We start from the raw sequence: 16,755 nt of genomic DNA on the forward strand, positions 1-16,755 counted from the left end.
GCAACAGAGCGCAAGTTGGATTAAGGCAATGAACGCAAGATTGTTATATGATAGCAATATTTTGTTATATAAGACCTCTTATCATTGATACTACAATAGAATTATAAAATATTGAAAGCATATTTTTAATACTTTGGAGGTAATGATGAAGAAACCTGTCGCAACTGAAAAATTCGAGCTTGGCGTCTGTTATTATCCGGAGCACTGGCCAGAAAACATGTGGGAGGACGATTATCGCCGGATGCGTGAACTCGGCTTTACGATCATTCGGATGGGGGAGTTTGCTTGGTCTATTTTTGAACCGGCAGAAGGGCAGTTTCAGTTCGGGCTCTTTGATCGGGCGATTGATCTAGCACATAAATATGGTCTTCAGGTTGTACTTGGTACTCCGACGGCGACGCCTCCAGCTTGGTTGACTGATAAGTATCCCGAAGTTTTAAATGTTACCTACGAAGGTGTTACACTTCAGCATGGCATGCGCCGTCATTATAATTACAGCAGTCCTAAATACCGGGAACTGTGTGCACGTATTGCAGAACAAATGGCTGAACATTACGGCAATCATCCGGGTGTAGTTGGCTGGCAAATTGATAATGAGCTCAACTGTGAGATCAGTGAATTTTATTCGGAGAGTGACCATAAGGCTTTCCGGGAATGGCTACAGCAGAAATATGTTACACTTGAGCATTTGAACGAGGCTTGGGGAGCTGTTTTTTGGAATCAAAGCTATAGTGACTGGTCTCAGGTCTATCTTCCACGTCCGACTCCAGTACCGAAGCAACCCAATCCTCATCAGGCATTGGATGAAAAACGGTTTATTTCGGACAATACAAATTCTTTTGCCAAAAACCAAGCGGATATCATCCGTAAACTTGCCCCTAAGCAGTGGGTAACCACGAACGGTCTGTTCGGGCATCTCGATAGCCATGAAATGACGGATGAACTGTTGGATTTCTTCAGCTATGATTCCTATCCTCAGTTCTCTACTATTTTTTATGACCCGAATGAGCGGAATCCGCTGAATGATAGAGGCTGGGGACTGTCGTTATCTGTTGTTCGTTCGATATCCCCGAATTTCTGCATTATGGAGCAGCAGTCGGGCCCGGGTGGCTGGGTGAACCGGATGGATATGCCTTCTCCAAAGCCCGGGCAGATGCGGTTATGGACCTATCAGTCGATCGCTCATGGAGCAGATATGGTGTTATATTTCCGCTGGCGGACAGCTACGATGGGCAATGAAATTTATTGGCATGGAATCAATGACTATCATAATCAGCCTAACCGGAGAGTGCGGGAAGCGGGGCAGATCGGTCAGGAGCTGGCAGCAGCAGGTCATGCGTTTGTCGGTACTCGTAATCAGGCTAACATTGCTATTGTTCGTGATTATGACAATGAGTGGGATGGAGAATACGATGTTTGGCATGGCCCGTTTATGTGGAAGAGCAATAAGGAGTGGTACAAGGCGCTTCAGCGGAAGCATATCCCGAATGACGTACTCTATTTACGCAAAAAAACAACGCTGGAGGAGCTTGCAAGGTACGACGTGCTTATCTATCCTCACCCAGCGATTATGACAGATGAGACAGCAGCACTGCTGGATGAATATGTTCAGCAAGGCGGCAAACTGATCTTCGGCTGTAGAACCGGCTATAAGGATGAGCGCGGACAATGTTATATGCGTCCTTTCCCAGGTGCTGCTAAGGATCTATGCGGGATCACAGTTGAAGAATTCACAATGGTTAAGGGCAGTCGTCAGCCAACAACAATTAGCTGGTCGGGCGTGACCGAAGTCGTTACAGGAGCAGATGACTTTAATGATATTCTCAAAATAGAGGAAGCTTCGGTTGAAGTGATGGCGGTCTACGCCTCTGATTATTATGCGGGAAAACCGGCGGTAACTAGAAATCGTCGCGGCAAGGGTGAGGTTTGGTATTACGGAGCCGTATTTAATGAACAGGCAGCGGCTGAGATCATAAATTTAATTGATCTACAATCACCAGCAGATTGGCTGGAGCTCCCAGAAGAGGTAGAACTGCAAGTCCGTACCGGAGCTTCTTCCAGTTATGCTTTTTTGCTTAATTATAGTGAGACTCCTGTCACGATCCATCTTCATGAGACCAAAACAGATTTACTGAGCGGCACAACATTGTCGGGCGAGGTGCTTCTGGAAGGATTTGGGGTATTGGTGTTAAACTAACGTATACATTGATCTCACATTTGAGTAGATTTGGATAATTTTCTCTTTTCGGTTATACTTTGAAGTAGCAATTATATAGTCACGGGAGCTTGGTGGGACCAGGCTGAGAGGATAGTTATAACTATCGACCGTCAAACCTGATCTGGATAATGCCAGCGGAGGAAATGGAGTTCTATTTCTATTTGTCTACTCTAAGGCCGCATCTTATACAGATGTGGCCTTTTCTATTTGTGGGGGAGTAGACCGTCTCCGCTTGATCAAATCACCTTATAGGAGGAATTGAGATGACAAGCGAATTGAACAACGATCCAATCAATCTATCAGCTTTTCCAGCAAGTCAAAAAGTGTATGTAAAGGGTTCACGGCCTGATATTCAGGTGCCTATGCGGGAGATCTCACTTAGTCCAACTGCGGGCATAGACGGCGAAGAGGAGAATGCCCCAATTCATGTCTATGACACAAGCGGGGCTTACACGGATGCTAATATTCATACTGATATTCGTCAGGGGTTAGAGCCCAATCGTCTAAGCTGGATTGAGGAACGAGGGGATGCGGAAGCGTACGAAGGAAGAACCATGAAGCCTGAAGATAACGGGAATGCAACGGGAAAAGCTGTGGCGGAAGTGTTTCCAGCGCTCCATAGAAAACCTTTGCGAGCGAAAAAGGGGCGTAATGTCTCTCAAATGCATTATGCACGCAAAGGGATTATTACTTCGGAAATGGAATACGTTGCGATTCGTGAGAATGTGGCACCGGAATTTGTAAGAGATGAAGTAGCCCGCGGCCGCGCCATCATTCCAGCGAATATCAATCATCCAGAGAGTGAACCAATGATTATTGGACGCAATTTTTTAGTGAAGATCAATGCCAATATAGGAAATTCCGCAGTATCCTCATCCATAGAGGAAGAGGTAGAGAAGATGAGATGGGCCACCCGCTGGGGTGCAGATAATATAATGGATCTCTCAACAGGTAAAAACATTCATACGACACGCGAGTGGATCATCCGTAATTCTCCTGTTCCTATTGGAACGGTGCCTATCTATCAAGCGTTGGAAAAAGTGAATGGGAAAGCGGAAGATTTAACGTGGGAAGTATACCGTGATACGCTCATTGAGCAAGCGGAGCAAGGGGTTGATTATTTTACCATTCATGCGGGGGTTCTGCTTCGTTATATCCCGTTGACTGCACAACGTATGACAGGCATTGTTTCAAGAGGTGGCTCCATCATGGCGGCATGGTGTCTTGCGCATCATCAAGAGAACTTTTTATATACACATTTTGAAGAGATATGTGAAATCATGAAGCTGTACGATGTTTCTTTTTCCCTAGGCGATGGATTACGTCCGGGTTCGATTGCTGATGCGAATGATGAAGCACAATTTGCCGAGTTAGAGACGTTAGGTGAATTAACAGCTATAGCTTGGAGTCATGATGTACAGGTGATGGTAGAGGGTCCAGGACATGTGCCGATGCACTTGATTAAAGAGAATATGGATAAGCAACTTGAAACTTGTAACGAAGCCCCTTTTTATACATTAGGTCCACTGACTACAGATATTGCGCCTGGTTATGATCATATTACCTCTGCTATAGGTGCAGCGATGATTGGTTGGTTCGGTACAGCTATGTTATGTTACGTAACTCCGAAGGAACATCTTGGCCTGCCTAATAAGGAAGATGTACGTATAGGGGTCATTACTTATAAAATAGCGGCTCATGCCGCAGATTTGGCGAAAGGGCATAAAGGAGCACAAGACCGGGATAATGCTCTTTCGAAAGCCCGTTTTGAATTTCGTTGGCGTGATCAATTTCATTTATCGTTAGATCCTGAGCGAGCGCTCGAATATCATGATGAGACATTGCCTGCGGAAGGCGCTAAAACAGCTCATTTCTGTTCCATGTGCGGGCCGAAATTTTGCAGTATGAAGATCTCTCATAATATCCGGAATACGACGAGAATTGAATCAGGAATGCAAGAGAAGGCGCAAGAGTTTCTCCAAGGCGGGAGCCTTATTTATAGATAACTTTTTCTGCTAAAAAGAAATATCTAAAAGAAGTCGTCATTGGCGGCTTCTTCTTTTATACTTTGAATAGATAGGAGTTGATGAATTGGAAGCGATTCGTTCAGAGGAAGCCATTTTAGAGGATTTAAGTAATAGTTTCTATCATTTTTTTGGATTGAAAGTCCTTCATGCTACCCCAATAAAACGTGGCTGGTTAAATCTTAAATGGAAAATCATAACGGATTCAGGACCATTTCTACTTAAACAATACAACAAAAAAAGATATAAATTGTATAACCCAGAAGAGCTGAGCTTCGCCTTTTCTCAACAGAAAAGATTGTATCTACAGGGACTCCCATGTCCCGAATTGTTGGCTTATAACCATAAAGTTTTACTGGAATCAGATATGGGAGAGACGTTTATGGTTATGGAATATTGTGAAGGGCGTGTCATAGAGCCGGGCAAAATTAACATCCTTCAAATGTTTGATTTGGGTCGTGCCACAGGTAAAATGCATCGTTTATTAAATGATGGGACCCTTAGTTTGAAAAGAACCCCACAATTTATTCCCCAAAGCCCTGAGGAACGTTTAGAACATTGGAATGTACTCCTACAACAATCAAAGGAAATGGGCAAAACTTCACTCATCACTGACCTAGAGATACAACTGAGAGCGACTGAAGAAATAGATCCGGAAATATTCGAAGGACTTGTAGCTGGATGGGCACATCGTGATTTATGGGTTGATAATCTTTTATTTCAAGATAGCCAATTGTCTGCAATTCTAGATTTTGATCGGTTCAAATATGATTATCCGCAGCTTGATGTAGCGCGAGCAGTGATGTCATGTGCTTTAGATGAAGATTTAGATGGAGCACTAGCTTCAGCATTTATTGACGGATATCGTGAGGAACGAACGGTGGAGCAGGGGTATTTAACAAAATCATTGCAGTTGTTGTGGTATATGGAAAGCCCGTGGTGGATTAATGCCGCGATGGACAAACATAGTGTACCTCCAAAACGTTTTGCAAAAGAAATGAATTGGCTGGCTAAGAACCTGAACAATTTACCTGCTATCTTAGGGAACTTATAGTGAAAACGATTGAATTATAGCCTAAAAGATGCATTGACCAGCAAAAGTTTGGCGCCTATAATCTTAACAAGGAAAATTCATCAGATATTGAACCGTTTGTAAACGCATACAATGAGTTTTTTCCTTATTATTCATTGAAGGAGGAGATTAAAACTATTAAGTATTTCTTTTTTTCTCATTTTTGCAAACGTTTGCACATCACGATGGGCTTAAAATCGTAAGCTGCACTTAAAATTATGAGGAGGTTATTTACTTGGTATCCAAACAATCCAGGCGTTATATTTCGTGGTTAATTATTTTTTCACTCATTTTTAGTTTATTTGGTTTATCGGGTGGAGCATCGGCCAGCAATACGGATCATACAGTCACCTATACCAATCCTACAGCGGCAGCTGTGACCTTACATTGGACTACGAATAACTGGGCTAATACTACGGACACGGTGATGACCAAAAATGGAACCACGTTCATCGCCAACCTCAATGTTCAGGAAGGCGCCACCCTAATTTATTGTTATCACATCACGGCTCCAACGGATAGTTGGGACAATAACGGCGGGAAGAACTGGACGGTTGTTATTCCGGTCGCCGGGAAATACGAAGCAGAGAGTGCATCCCTGTCTGGTGGTGCAAAAGTAAATACGAATCACACCGGATATTCGGGCACTGGTTTTGTTGATGGATATACAACTACAGGAGCAGCCACCACTTTTAACGTCCAGGCTTCCGCAGCAGGGTCCTATAATGCCACGCTTCACTATGCTAATGCATCCGGCAGTGCTAAAAAAGTGTCCATTTATGTCAATGGAATAAAGGTTACACAGACAACATTAGCCAACCTGACCAACTGGGATACATGGGCAGACCAAACAGAAACACTCTCTTTACAGGCAGGAAATAACACGCTTGCTTATAAATATGACTCGGATGATAGCGGGAATATTAATATCGACTATGTGACCCTTTCGGCCGGAGCTACACCAACACCAACGATAACTCCTACCTCAACAGTGACACCAACACCTACGGTAACTCCTACCCCAACAGTGACGCCAACACCTACGGTAACTCCTACACCTACGGTAACTCCTACACCAACAGTGACGCCAACACCTACCATAACACCCACACCAACGCCAACAGTGACGCCAACACCTACACCTACTTCAGCGGGGCTAACCGTTCACTTTAAGAAACCAGCAAGCTGGAATGCAGCGATCCGCATCCATTACTGGAATCTGAATCCGGCAACCGTTCCGACTAGTGGAGCATGGCCGGGGATACTGATGAAATCGGACGGGAACGATTGGTATAGCTATACTGTTCCAAATGCTACAGGGGCAAGCCTGATCTTTAATGACGGCAATGGCAAACAGACGGCTGACTTATCTCGCAGCGTAAAAGAGGGCTGGTATAACTCAGATAACGTATGGTATGACGCCAATCCAGACGTTCCTAAGGTTCCGGTGATAACCGTCTCTCCTGTGCCCAAAACCTATGATTCTGCCCAAACGGTGACCCTATCCAGTACAAATAGCGGCGATAAAATTTATTATACGACCGACGGATCAACACCTACGACAACCTCAACGTTGTATACGACTCCAATCCAAGTACCTTCTTCTTTGACTATCAAAGCATTCGGCGTTAACTCTATAGGGCAAGCGGGTAATGTAGGCTCTTTTGCTTATGTGATTGATCTGAATGCCGATTTGCAAGCTCCGATTATCACTGCGAATCTGCCTGTTGGGAATTCGAGCTCAGCGGTTTCCGTATCTTTTAATATAAAAGACAACAAGGCGGCAACAACCACAGCATATTACACAGATAATGGTACGGAACCAACAACGAGTTCAAAAGTCTATATTTCAGGCAATGCACTGACATCTCTTACCGGACCGTCTATCTTGATTAATAAGACGACAACCTTAAAATTCCTTGTGATCGATGGTGCCGGAAATGAAACTAAACAGAGTTTTGTTTATAACATTGGTAATAAGGGCGATTTTCGTGAAGATACGATTTATTTTGTAATCACTTCCCGGTTTTATGATGGTGATTCGAGTAACAATGAGCATGCATGGGAGGATGCCAAGGCAGGAAATCCGGACTCTGATCCAGCTTGGCGAGGGGATTTTAAAGGACTGATTCAAAAGCTCGATTACATTAAAGCACTAGGCTTCAGTGCCATCTGGATTACACCTGTGGTGCAGAATGCCAGCGGTTATGATTATCATGGCTACCATGCAATAAATTTTGCAAAAGTAGATCCAAGATATGAATCCGCAGGGGCATCTTATCAGGATTTGATCAATGCAGCACACGCTAGAGGGATAAAGGTTATTCAAGATATTGTCGTCAATCATACCGGTAATTTTGGAGAAGAAAATCTGTTCCCGATGTTCAAAAAAGATCCAACGGCGGCGGACACCGTGAGTAACATGCTCAAAATTACGGATAAGCTGCCAGCTAACTATGATTCCATGACCCCGGATCAGCAATATCAGGCAAGACTTGCCTTAATGAAGACTGCGGAGACTAACAATAATATTTACCATACGGAAAAAAGTCTTTCTTGGGAGTCTTACACCGTCCAGACAGGACAGATTGCGGGAGACTGTGTGGACTTAAACACAGAGAATCCTCTAGTGAATCAGTATCTAATCGACAGCTATAATCAATATATTGATATGGGTGTGGATGCTTTCCGGGTCGATACTGTAAAGCATGTAAGCCGGTATATTTTTAACAAATATTTTGTGCCGGCATGGAAAACAAGAGGGGGCTCAGACTTCTTTGTCTTTGGGGAAGTGGCTACTCGGTACAGAGATGTGTGGAACAGTGGAATTCCGGCGATATCAACACCATTTTATACTTGGAAAAGCTCAAAACCCTATCCAGGTGACGGTCAAAATGACTACGCTTCCAATAAGCTATCGGTGGAACAAGAGTGGGCAGATAACTCTACTACAGCAGGACAACCTACCTCGAACAATGCTTTTTTAACAGGAAATACTTATCATACGCCTGATTATTCGAAGAAATCGGGTATGGATGTTATTGATTTTCCAATGCACTGGGCTTTCAAAACTGCTCAGGAAGCATTCAGTATGAGAAGCGGTGATCAATTCTATAATGATGCTACCTGGAATGTAACTTATATTGACTCTCATGACTATGCACCTGACCAAGCACCAGAAAATCAAAGATTTGCTGGCACACAGGACACTTGGGCTGAGAATCTCGCGCTGATGTTCACCTTCCGAGGAATACCTGCGATCTATTATGGTTCTGAAATTGAGTTCAAAAAAGGATCAGTCATCGATGTAGGTCCAAATGCGCCGTTAAGTACAACAGGCCGTGCTTACTTTGGCAATCATATTGAGGGTAGTGTTACTGTTCAAGATTACGGTAAATATACCAATGCTACTGGCACACTTGCAGACTCGTTAAATTATCCTCTGGCGAAACATATCAGACAACTTAATTTAATTAGAAGAGCTGTTCCTGCTTTGCAAAAAGGCCAATATTCTACAGAAAATGTATCAGGTGATTTGGCATTTAAAAGAAGATACACTGATAGTAGCAAAGGAATCGATAGCTTTGCTTTGGTTACGATCTCAGGAAATGCAACATTCACCGGAATTCCTAATGGAACATATGTGGATGCGGTCACTGGTGATACCAAAACCGTTACCAACGGTGTGATCACAATCAACTGCTCCGGGAAAGGAAATGCACGGGTGTATGTATTGAACGGTAGTGGTGGAATCGGAGAGTCAGGAACCTATTTGAAGTAGGACCTTGTATCCATTTCATAGTTAAAAAGAAGCAACATCAGCTCGGATTCCGCAACTGATGTTGCTTCAATTTCATATATGTGGAGAGATATTATGCATACTATAGACGTCGATTTAGTAGCAAGATTAATAAATGAACAATTTCCTGAATGGTCCGATTTAGAGATCAGACCTGTGAAATTCAGTGGGCATGATAATCGGACTTTTCATTTAGGTGAACAGATGAGTGTGCGATTACCAAGTGCAGTCGCTTATGTTCCTCAAGTGGAGAAAGAACAACAATGGTTACCTTTTTTAAAGAAAGGACTGACGTTACCTATTTCAACACCATTAGCGAAAGGGACACCTACCAAAGAATATCCTTGGCCTTGGTCTATTAATAATTGGCTAGAGGGAGAGACTTTATCCCATGAGAACATTAATGATCTCAATCAATTTGCGAGAGACTTGGGAAGCTTTTTAATTGAATTACAGTCTATTGATGCTAGTGGGGGACCTTTAGCCGGAGAGCATAATTTTTATAGAGGTGGGTCCTTAACTGTATATGATGAGGAATCTAGAAATGCGATTGAGCATAATAAAGATATTTTTAATGAAGGTCTATTGAAAAAGATCTGGGAACTGGCATTAGACTCTGAATGGGAGTCAGAACCAGTTTGGGTTCATGGTGATGTCGTACATGGAAATATATTAGTCAAAGACGGACAGCTTTGTGCAGTCATTGATTTTGGCATATTAGGGGTGGGTGATCCTGCTTGTGATGCTGCAATGGCGTGGACTTTTTTTGATGAGACTAGTAGAAGAATCTTTAAAAAGGTATTAAACATGGATGCACAAACGTGGAATAGAGCAAGAGGGTGGGCTTTATGGAAAGCACTGATCACCTATAATGGAAATCGATATTCTAATCCAACAGTAGCGGAAGAATCCTTGAATATTATCAATCTAATAGTAGAAGACATCGAATTGTAGAAATTGAACTACATAAAACATGTAAACTAAACCATAATAGTCAATAAGCACGAATGAGCATCAGTCAGATGATAAAGTGTTGTATTTAAATCCGAAAGAAAGGAATTTGTATGAACATTTAGCGACTGACAACGATTATCATATTAGAATTATTATAAATAACTTGACAGGCCTTAATTTGGTTAATTATAATAATTATAAATAGTATCCACTCTATTCATAAATTAAACCCAAAGGAGATTAAACAATATGTCATTAATCGGAACAGAAGTACTACCATTCAAAGCAAGCGCATTTCAAGATGGGAAATTTATCGATGTTACAGAAGAAAACTTCAAAGGTAAATGGAGTGTAGTTTGCTTTTACCCAGCTGACTTCACATTCGTATGCCCAACTGAACTAGAAGATTTGCAGAACCAATATGAAACCCTCAAACAACTAGGTGTTGAAGTATATTCCGTTTCTACTGACACACACTTTACACATAAAGCATGGCATGAAAGCTCCGCAGCAATTGGCAAGGTGAAATACATTATGATCGGCGATCCTTCCCATGTGGTTTCCCGCAACTTTGATGTATTGATCGAAGCTGACGGTCTTGCTGATCGTGGTACATTCATCATTGATCCAGACGGTGTTATTCAAACTGTTGAGATTAATGCTGGTGGTATCGGCCGTGATGCTAGCGCTCTTGTTAACAAAATTAAAGCAGCGCAATATGTACGCAATCATCCAGGTGAAGTTTGCCCAGCGAAATGGTCGGAAGGTGCAGAAACTCTTAAACCAAGTCTCGATCTTGTAGGTAAGATTTAAGGAGCGAAAGCTAAATGAAACTAGATCAAGAAATAAAAGCTCAACTAGCGCAATACCTAGAACTCTTGGAAGGCGATGTAGTACTGAAACTCAGTGCAGGCGCTGACGAGGCATCACAAGAGATGACCGAACTAGTTGATGAAATTGCCAAAATGTCACCTAGGATTACGGTGGAAAGAACCGAACTGTCTAGAACCCCAAGCTTTAGTGTAAATCGTGTGGGTGAAGATACAGGCGTAACCTTTGCCGGAACTCCGCTTGGACACGAATTTACTTCATTAGTATTGGCTCTGTTGCAGGTTAGCGGAAGAGCTCCTAAGGTTGAGCAAAGTGTAATTGATCAGATCAAAGGCATTAGTGGTGAATATAAGTTTGAAACTTATGTTAGCCTGAGCTGTCATAATTGCCCTGATGTTGTACAAGCACTGAATCTTATGAGTATCTTTAATCCGGGCATTACCCATACGATGATTGACGGTGGAGTATTCAAAGAAGAGGTAGAAAGCAAAGAAATTATGTCTGTTCCAAGTGTCTACCTTAATGGTGAATTTTTCGAAAGTGGTCGTATGACGGTTGAAGAAATTTTAGCTAAAATGGGCAGCAGTGTGGACGCTTCTGAGTTTGACAATAAAGCTCCATATGATGTGCTTGTTGTCGGCAGCGGCCCAGCTGGTGCAAGTGCAGCCATTTATGCGGCACGTAAAGGTATTCGTACAGGTATTGTTGCTGAACGCTTTGGCGGACAGGTTAACGACACGCTTGGTATCGAGAACTTTATTAGTGTGAAGTACACTGAAGGTCCTCAACTCGTAGCTAAACTTGAAGAGCAAGTAAAAGAGTATGGCATTGATGTGATGAAATTGCAGCGTGTCAGACGTCTAGACAAAAATGACTTAATTGAAGTTGAACTCGAGAACGGTGCTGTTCTAAAGAGTAAGACGGTCATTCTGTCTACAGGTGCTCGTTGGCGGAATATGGGCGTGCCTGGTGAAGCTGAATTCAAGAACAAAGGTGTAGCCTACTGCCCACACTGTGATGGTCCTTTGTTTGCAGGCAAAGATGTTGCAGTAGTTGGCGGCGGTAACTCAGGTATTGAGGCAGCTATTGACCTTGCAGGTATAGTGAAGCATGTAACGGTTCTGGAATTTGCTCCAGAGCTCAAAGCTGATGCTGTACTGCAAGATCGTCTCTATAGCCTTCCTAACGTTACTGTTCTTAAAAACGTGCAAACTAAAGAGATTACCGGAACTGATAAGGTAAATGGTATTTCTTATGTTGATCGTGCGACAGAAGAGACTCACCATGTTGAATTGCAGGGTGTATTTGTACAGATTGGTCTGGTTCCAAATACAGAATGGCTAGGTGACACAGTTGAACGTACTCGCGTAGGTGAGATTGTTGTAGATAGCCATGGTGCTACTAGCTTACCAGGAGTATTTGCTGCTGGTGACTGCACTAATAGTGCTTATAAACAAATCATTATCTCGATGGGATCCGGTGCAACTGCAGCGCTAGGAGCATTTGATTATCTGATCCGTAACTAATCGATATTATTAGTAACAGCAAGAGAACGAAAGCCCTCACTTTTCACAAAGTGGGGGCTTTTTTTATCTTTTGTGAGAGAGAAATGGGTGTTTGTAAACTTTTTTGGAGGATTTTATGAAGATTTTCGCGAATACATATCTAAAATATGAATTAAGCAAAATTAAGGATTTAGATTAAATGCATGTCTGCAAGGCATAATCTGGTTAGACTTGGTGCGCTATAAATAACGTTTTGCTGGAATGGAGACTATATTTCTGTGATTAACAACATTGAATCTTTAGACAAATTTATCTCACTTATACCAATTATAAAATTATCTATCCCCGCTGATTTATCAATAGCGATATGTGATTTGGAACGGTTCGTTGCTTATTTTCCTGGCGACACCATAAATTTAAACATTAACGAAGGACAACCTTTACACAAAGAAGAACCGCTTTACTTAGCGATACAAGAGAATCGTACCTTGAAGTCCGATGTTCCAGCCCACTTTTATGGATTTGAGTTTACAGGTACAGCAACACCTCTTCACGATCAAACGGGACAAGTCATTGGCGGGATTGCAGTTCAGATTCGGAGACAAAGTGAATTAAAAGCCATTGTAGAACAAATCTCGGAATCATTATCCCAAGCCAATGAGCAAATTAATAATATTTCCTATGGCGTAAGTTCACTTTCGGATCACTCTCAGGAACTACTCATTCAATCTCAGCAGGCTGGAAAAGATGTGGAGAATACAACAGAAGTCCTATCCATTATAAACAGGGTTGCTGATCAAACGAATTTACTTGGGCTGAATGCTGCAATAGAAGCAGCGCATGCAGGTGAGAAAGGTAGAAGTTTTGAAGTCGTAGCCAAGGAAATCCGGAAATTTTCAAGGGAAACCGTCGCCTCGACGCAAAACATAAATAAAACCATGTTACAGATCAAGGGAATTACGAATCAAATGGCTAATTCGATAGAGAAGATAGCAGCTATCGGCCAAGAACAGGCGGCATCTGTTCAGCATACTTCTACATTTATTGAGGAAATAAAGATAATGTCCCAAAAACTTAATGAGTTTGCTAATAAATTATAAAAAGAGATTCAGTAGCAGTATTTTTGTCGCAATAAAAGAAAATTTTAAACGTATATTTAAAATCATGAATGGTATAGTAAGATAGTAATGAGTAATCAACATAGGAGGAATAAATTATGTCAACGCCGCACAATGCAGCACAAAATGGTGAAATCGCCAAAACAGTATTAATGCCAGGAGATCCTTTGAGAGCGAAGTATATTGCAGAAACCTATTTGGAGAACCCAACCCAATTTAATACGGTACGTAATATGTTTGGATATACAGGAACTTATAAAGGCAAAGAGGTTTCGGTAATGGGTTCGGGAATGGGAATGCCAAGTATCGGTATTTATTCTTATGAACTATACAAAAACTATGGTGTGGAAAACATCATTCGTATCGGTAGTGCTGGAGCATATACTGATAAATTGAATTTATTTGACGTGGTGTTGGCGGATAGCGCGTGGAGTGAATCTACATATGCCTATGTGCAAAGCGGTGTAGAAGGAGATATCCAGCTGCCAAGTAAAGAATTGAACGAAGTCATTGAAGCAGCGGCTACACGTATTAACAAGCCAGTTCTGACGGCGAGAATTCATTCCAGCGATGTATTCTATCATGAAGACAATGTGCCTGGAGTTAATGAATTTTACAATGAACATGGCTGTGTTTGTGTAGAAATGGAGAGTTATGCGTTGTTCCATAATGCGAAAGTGTTAGGTAAACAAGCTGCATGTATTCTTACCATTTCCGATTCGTTAGTTACTCATGCTGTAACCACGGCAGAAGAAAGACAAAATTCTTTCAACGGCATGATGGAAGTAGCTTTAGAAGCAGCGATTTCTATTTAATAAAAAAGTTCTACGAGAAAAAGCTTGAAAGCCTATTAAATTCAGGATTAAGTCCTGATATTTAATAGGTTTTTTTCTCATTTGTAAGGTTGTGGAAATGGATAGGTGAAGCGTGTAAATTATTGTTGTTTTTAATCAAAATTTAATGTTAAATTCGTAATAATTCTCTCGGATTATACCGATATAAAAATCAAACCAAATGGCTACAAATCTTAGAAAAGACATCTAATCTCCATATGGTGGAAGTATTTATATTTTGGTGTAATGCCAAAGGGGGAAAATTGTGATTAAGCGGAGTGGCAATCTTTTATTAGCAATAAGTTTAGTATTCTCTATCGTCAGTTCTCTGTTTATGCCTGCAGTAATTTATGCAGCACCCAGCAATAGCAATATCATAGATCAAAGCTCCACATCAGCTGGAAATTTGAGCAGTGTTGCATTTGGTAACAATGTTTTTGTAGCGGTGGGCCAAGGAGGGATATCTACATCATCAAATGGCGTAGATTGGTCTATCTCAAAAAAGGCGGGGAACCCCAAACTAACTTCTATTGTGTTCGCTAATGGGCTGTTCTTAGCTATTGATGGTAGCGAAAAGGCAGTATACAATTCACTCGATGGTGAAAATTGGACAAAAAAAACGTTAGCTATCACACCGGAAAGGTTGAAAGCGGTCAATGAAAAGTTCTTTGTATGGCAGTCAGTATATAAACCTGGCACCAATCCACCTTCTTATGATGTAACTCTACTACAATCCTCGGATGGCATTAACTGGACAGACACAGGAATCACTTCTACCAATGCAATATTCGGAATGCAAAGCTTAACGGATATTGCTTATGGCAACAACAAATATGTGGTCTCTGCTAACAATGCTGTCTATTATACCTCAACGAATCTGATCAATTGGACAACGGTCACCTTAACCGATCTTGTGATCAACCACTATAACTCTAGTTGGCCTTATGTTACGAATGTAATCTATTTAAATAATCGTTTCTTTAGTTATATCGTGACTCCGTATGCTAAAAAAGTATTCACCTCTACAGACGGTGCTAATTGGACCGTTGATGCCTCATGGGATAACAAGCAATTTTATGGGGGAGGTTCTTTAAATGGGAGCTATTTGTTGTTTGGGCAGGGTGTAATTTATAAATCTTCTGCGGCTCCGCTGGACAGCACCCAGTGGACATCTTCGGATACCCATACAACAATGATGATGAACAATATGGTTTACGGAAATGGAAAATATGTTGCTTCAGGGGGCAACGGCTTACTGGTTTCTTCTGACCTATCGGCGTGGAGTAATGTCAGCGGTAATCTGAAAAGTATTGCTAAGGATGGTAATGGCAATTATGTTGCCGTCTCATCCGGGGAATATGGCTCTATTTACAAATCTAATAGCTCCGCAGTATGGAACGATGTCACACCCTCCAAGCTGCCGGGAATGAATGCGGTCACTTATGGAGCAGGGAAGTTTATTGCGGTTACAGATAAAGAAAACTACAATCTTAACGCCAAAGTGGTGACCTCGACCAACGGTGATACTTGGACTATGACAGATACCGGAGTGCAGGACAATCTGACTGGCGTTGCTTTTGGCACAAATCAGTACGTTGCTGTTTCCGATTATGGCGGAATTTATTCTTCAGTTAACGGAACCTCATGGACAGAGAGATTTAAAAATGGGGATTTTGCATTTAATACAGTAGCTTACTTGAATAATCAATTTGTAGCTCTTGGGATGAAATACAATAGTACTACTTATGAGCAAGAGAGCGTTGTTATCGCAAAATCATCAGATGGAATACAGTGGAATGTGCCCTTAGAGATTGGGTTCCCCAATACTTCTTTAAAGGGAATTGCCTATGATGGTAGAGCTTATATTCTGGTTGGAGAAGATACACTTAGCCAGCAGGCAGTAATTCTAACCACAGAAGATTTGGTAACTTTTACGAAGGTTACAATGTCAGCTAGCGCACTAAATAATATCAGCTTTGGTAATGGGAGTTTTCTGGCTGTTGGATTGAAGGGGGAGTTATTCTCTTCGGCAGACGGATCCACGTGGACTCAGGAAACATCTGATCTTACCTCTAATCTTAATGGCATTATTTACGATGGTACTAATTTTAAGGTCGTGGGGGATTATTTCACTAAAATGACCCTGAACCTAGGACCTACTCTTGCATATAGCATCACCGCTTCAGCGGCGACGTTGACACCTGTCGTAGGTGTAGATAATGGCATTACGCTGACTGTGAAGAACTCGCTGGGCAATATGGATACAACGTTTACCGGAACAAAAGAAGTGACGGTAACGGGTTATGATGTTGCGCCGGACGGAACGTACGGAAGCTTAGGAAGCACCGCTTTGGCAGCTTCACCGAGCAAGATCAACGTTGATTTCGTTGAGGGTGTAGCA

General features: G+C 41.9%; 10 protein-coding genes and 1 riboswitch. All 10 genes read left to right on the plus strand.

From position 1 onward, the window contains the following. Nucleotides 1-145: 145 nt before the first annotated feature. On the plus strand, nucleotides 146-2,197 hold the full coding sequence (locus MKY14_RS30380; RefSeq protein ID WP_076310320.1) for a beta-galactosidase: 2,052 nt from the start codon (nucleotides 146-148) through the stop codon (nucleotides 2,195-2,197). 71 nt (nucleotides 2,198-2,268) lie between these two features. Next, a riboswitch (TPP riboswitch) is annotated at nucleotides 2,269-2,378 on the plus strand. A gap of 103 nt (nucleotides 2,379-2,481) precedes the next feature. Further along, the gene (gene thiC / locus MKY14_RS30385) at nucleotides 2,482-4,224 is read left to right on the plus strand and encodes a phosphomethylpyrimidine synthase ThiC (protein WP_076308996.1); all 1,743 of its coding nucleotides are present in this window, start codon (nucleotides 2,482-2,484) and stop codon (nucleotides 4,222-4,224) included. An 85-nt stretch (nucleotides 4,225-4,309) separates the two neighbouring features. Beyond that, complete coding sequence (locus MKY14_RS30390) at nucleotides 4,310-5,296, plus strand: phosphotransferase (RefSeq protein ID WP_076308995.1); 987 nt, start codon at nucleotides 4,310-4,312, stop codon at nucleotides 5,294-5,296. A gap of 253 nt (nucleotides 5,297-5,549) precedes the next feature. Continuing rightward, complete coding sequence (locus tag MKY14_RS30395) at nucleotides 5,550-9,095, plus strand: alpha-amylase family glycosyl hydrolase (RefSeq protein ID WP_340011413.1); 3,546 nt, start codon at nucleotides 5,550-5,552, stop codon at nucleotides 9,093-9,095. A 93-nt stretch (nucleotides 9,096-9,188) separates the two neighbouring features. Further along, the gene (locus MKY14_RS30400) at nucleotides 9,189-10,067 is read left to right on the plus strand and encodes an aminoglycoside phosphotransferase family protein (RefSeq protein WP_312151718.1); all 879 of its coding nucleotides are present in this window, start codon (nucleotides 9,189-9,191) and stop codon (nucleotides 10,065-10,067) included. A gap of 249 nt (nucleotides 10,068-10,316) precedes the next feature. Further along, a complete protein-coding gene (gene ahpC, locus MKY14_RS30405) occupies nucleotides 10,317-10,880 on the plus strand; it encodes an alkyl hydroperoxide reductase subunit C (RefSeq protein WP_036681373.1) in 564 nt (187 codons plus the stop codon). A 14-nt stretch (nucleotides 10,881-10,894) separates the two neighbouring features. Continuing rightward, nucleotides 10,895-12,424 (plus strand): alkyl hydroperoxide reductase subunit F, encoded by a 1,530-nt coding sequence (ahpF, locus tag MKY14_RS30410; RefSeq protein ID WP_076277814.1) that lies wholly within the window; start codon nucleotides 10,895-10,897, stop codon nucleotides 12,422-12,424. Between the two features lie 257 nt (nucleotides 12,425-12,681). Next, nucleotides 12,682-13,503, plus strand: a complete 822-nt coding sequence (locus MKY14_RS30415; RefSeq protein ID WP_076129804.1) for a methyl-accepting chemotaxis protein — start codon at nucleotides 12,682-12,684, stop codon at nucleotides 13,501-13,503. Nucleotides 13,504-13,619: 116 nt separating this feature from the next. Next, nucleotides 13,620-14,336: a purine-nucleoside phosphorylase gene (gene deoD, locus MKY14_RS30420; protein WP_036681380.1), complete on the plus strand. Its 717-nt coding sequence runs from the start codon at nucleotides 13,620-13,622 to the stop codon at nucleotides 14,334-14,336. A gap of 283 nt (nucleotides 14,337-14,619) precedes the next feature. Continuing rightward, the coding region (locus MKY14_RS30425) for a hypothetical protein (RefSeq protein ID WP_340978036.1) at nucleotides 14,620-16,755 on the plus strand (2,136 nt) is incomplete at its 3' end.

The organism is Paenibacillus sp. FSL R5-0887 (assembly GCF_038002305.1).
Lineage (GTDB): Bacteria > Bacillota > Bacilli > Paenibacillales > Paenibacillaceae > Paenibacillus_AQ > Paenibacillus_AQ odorifer.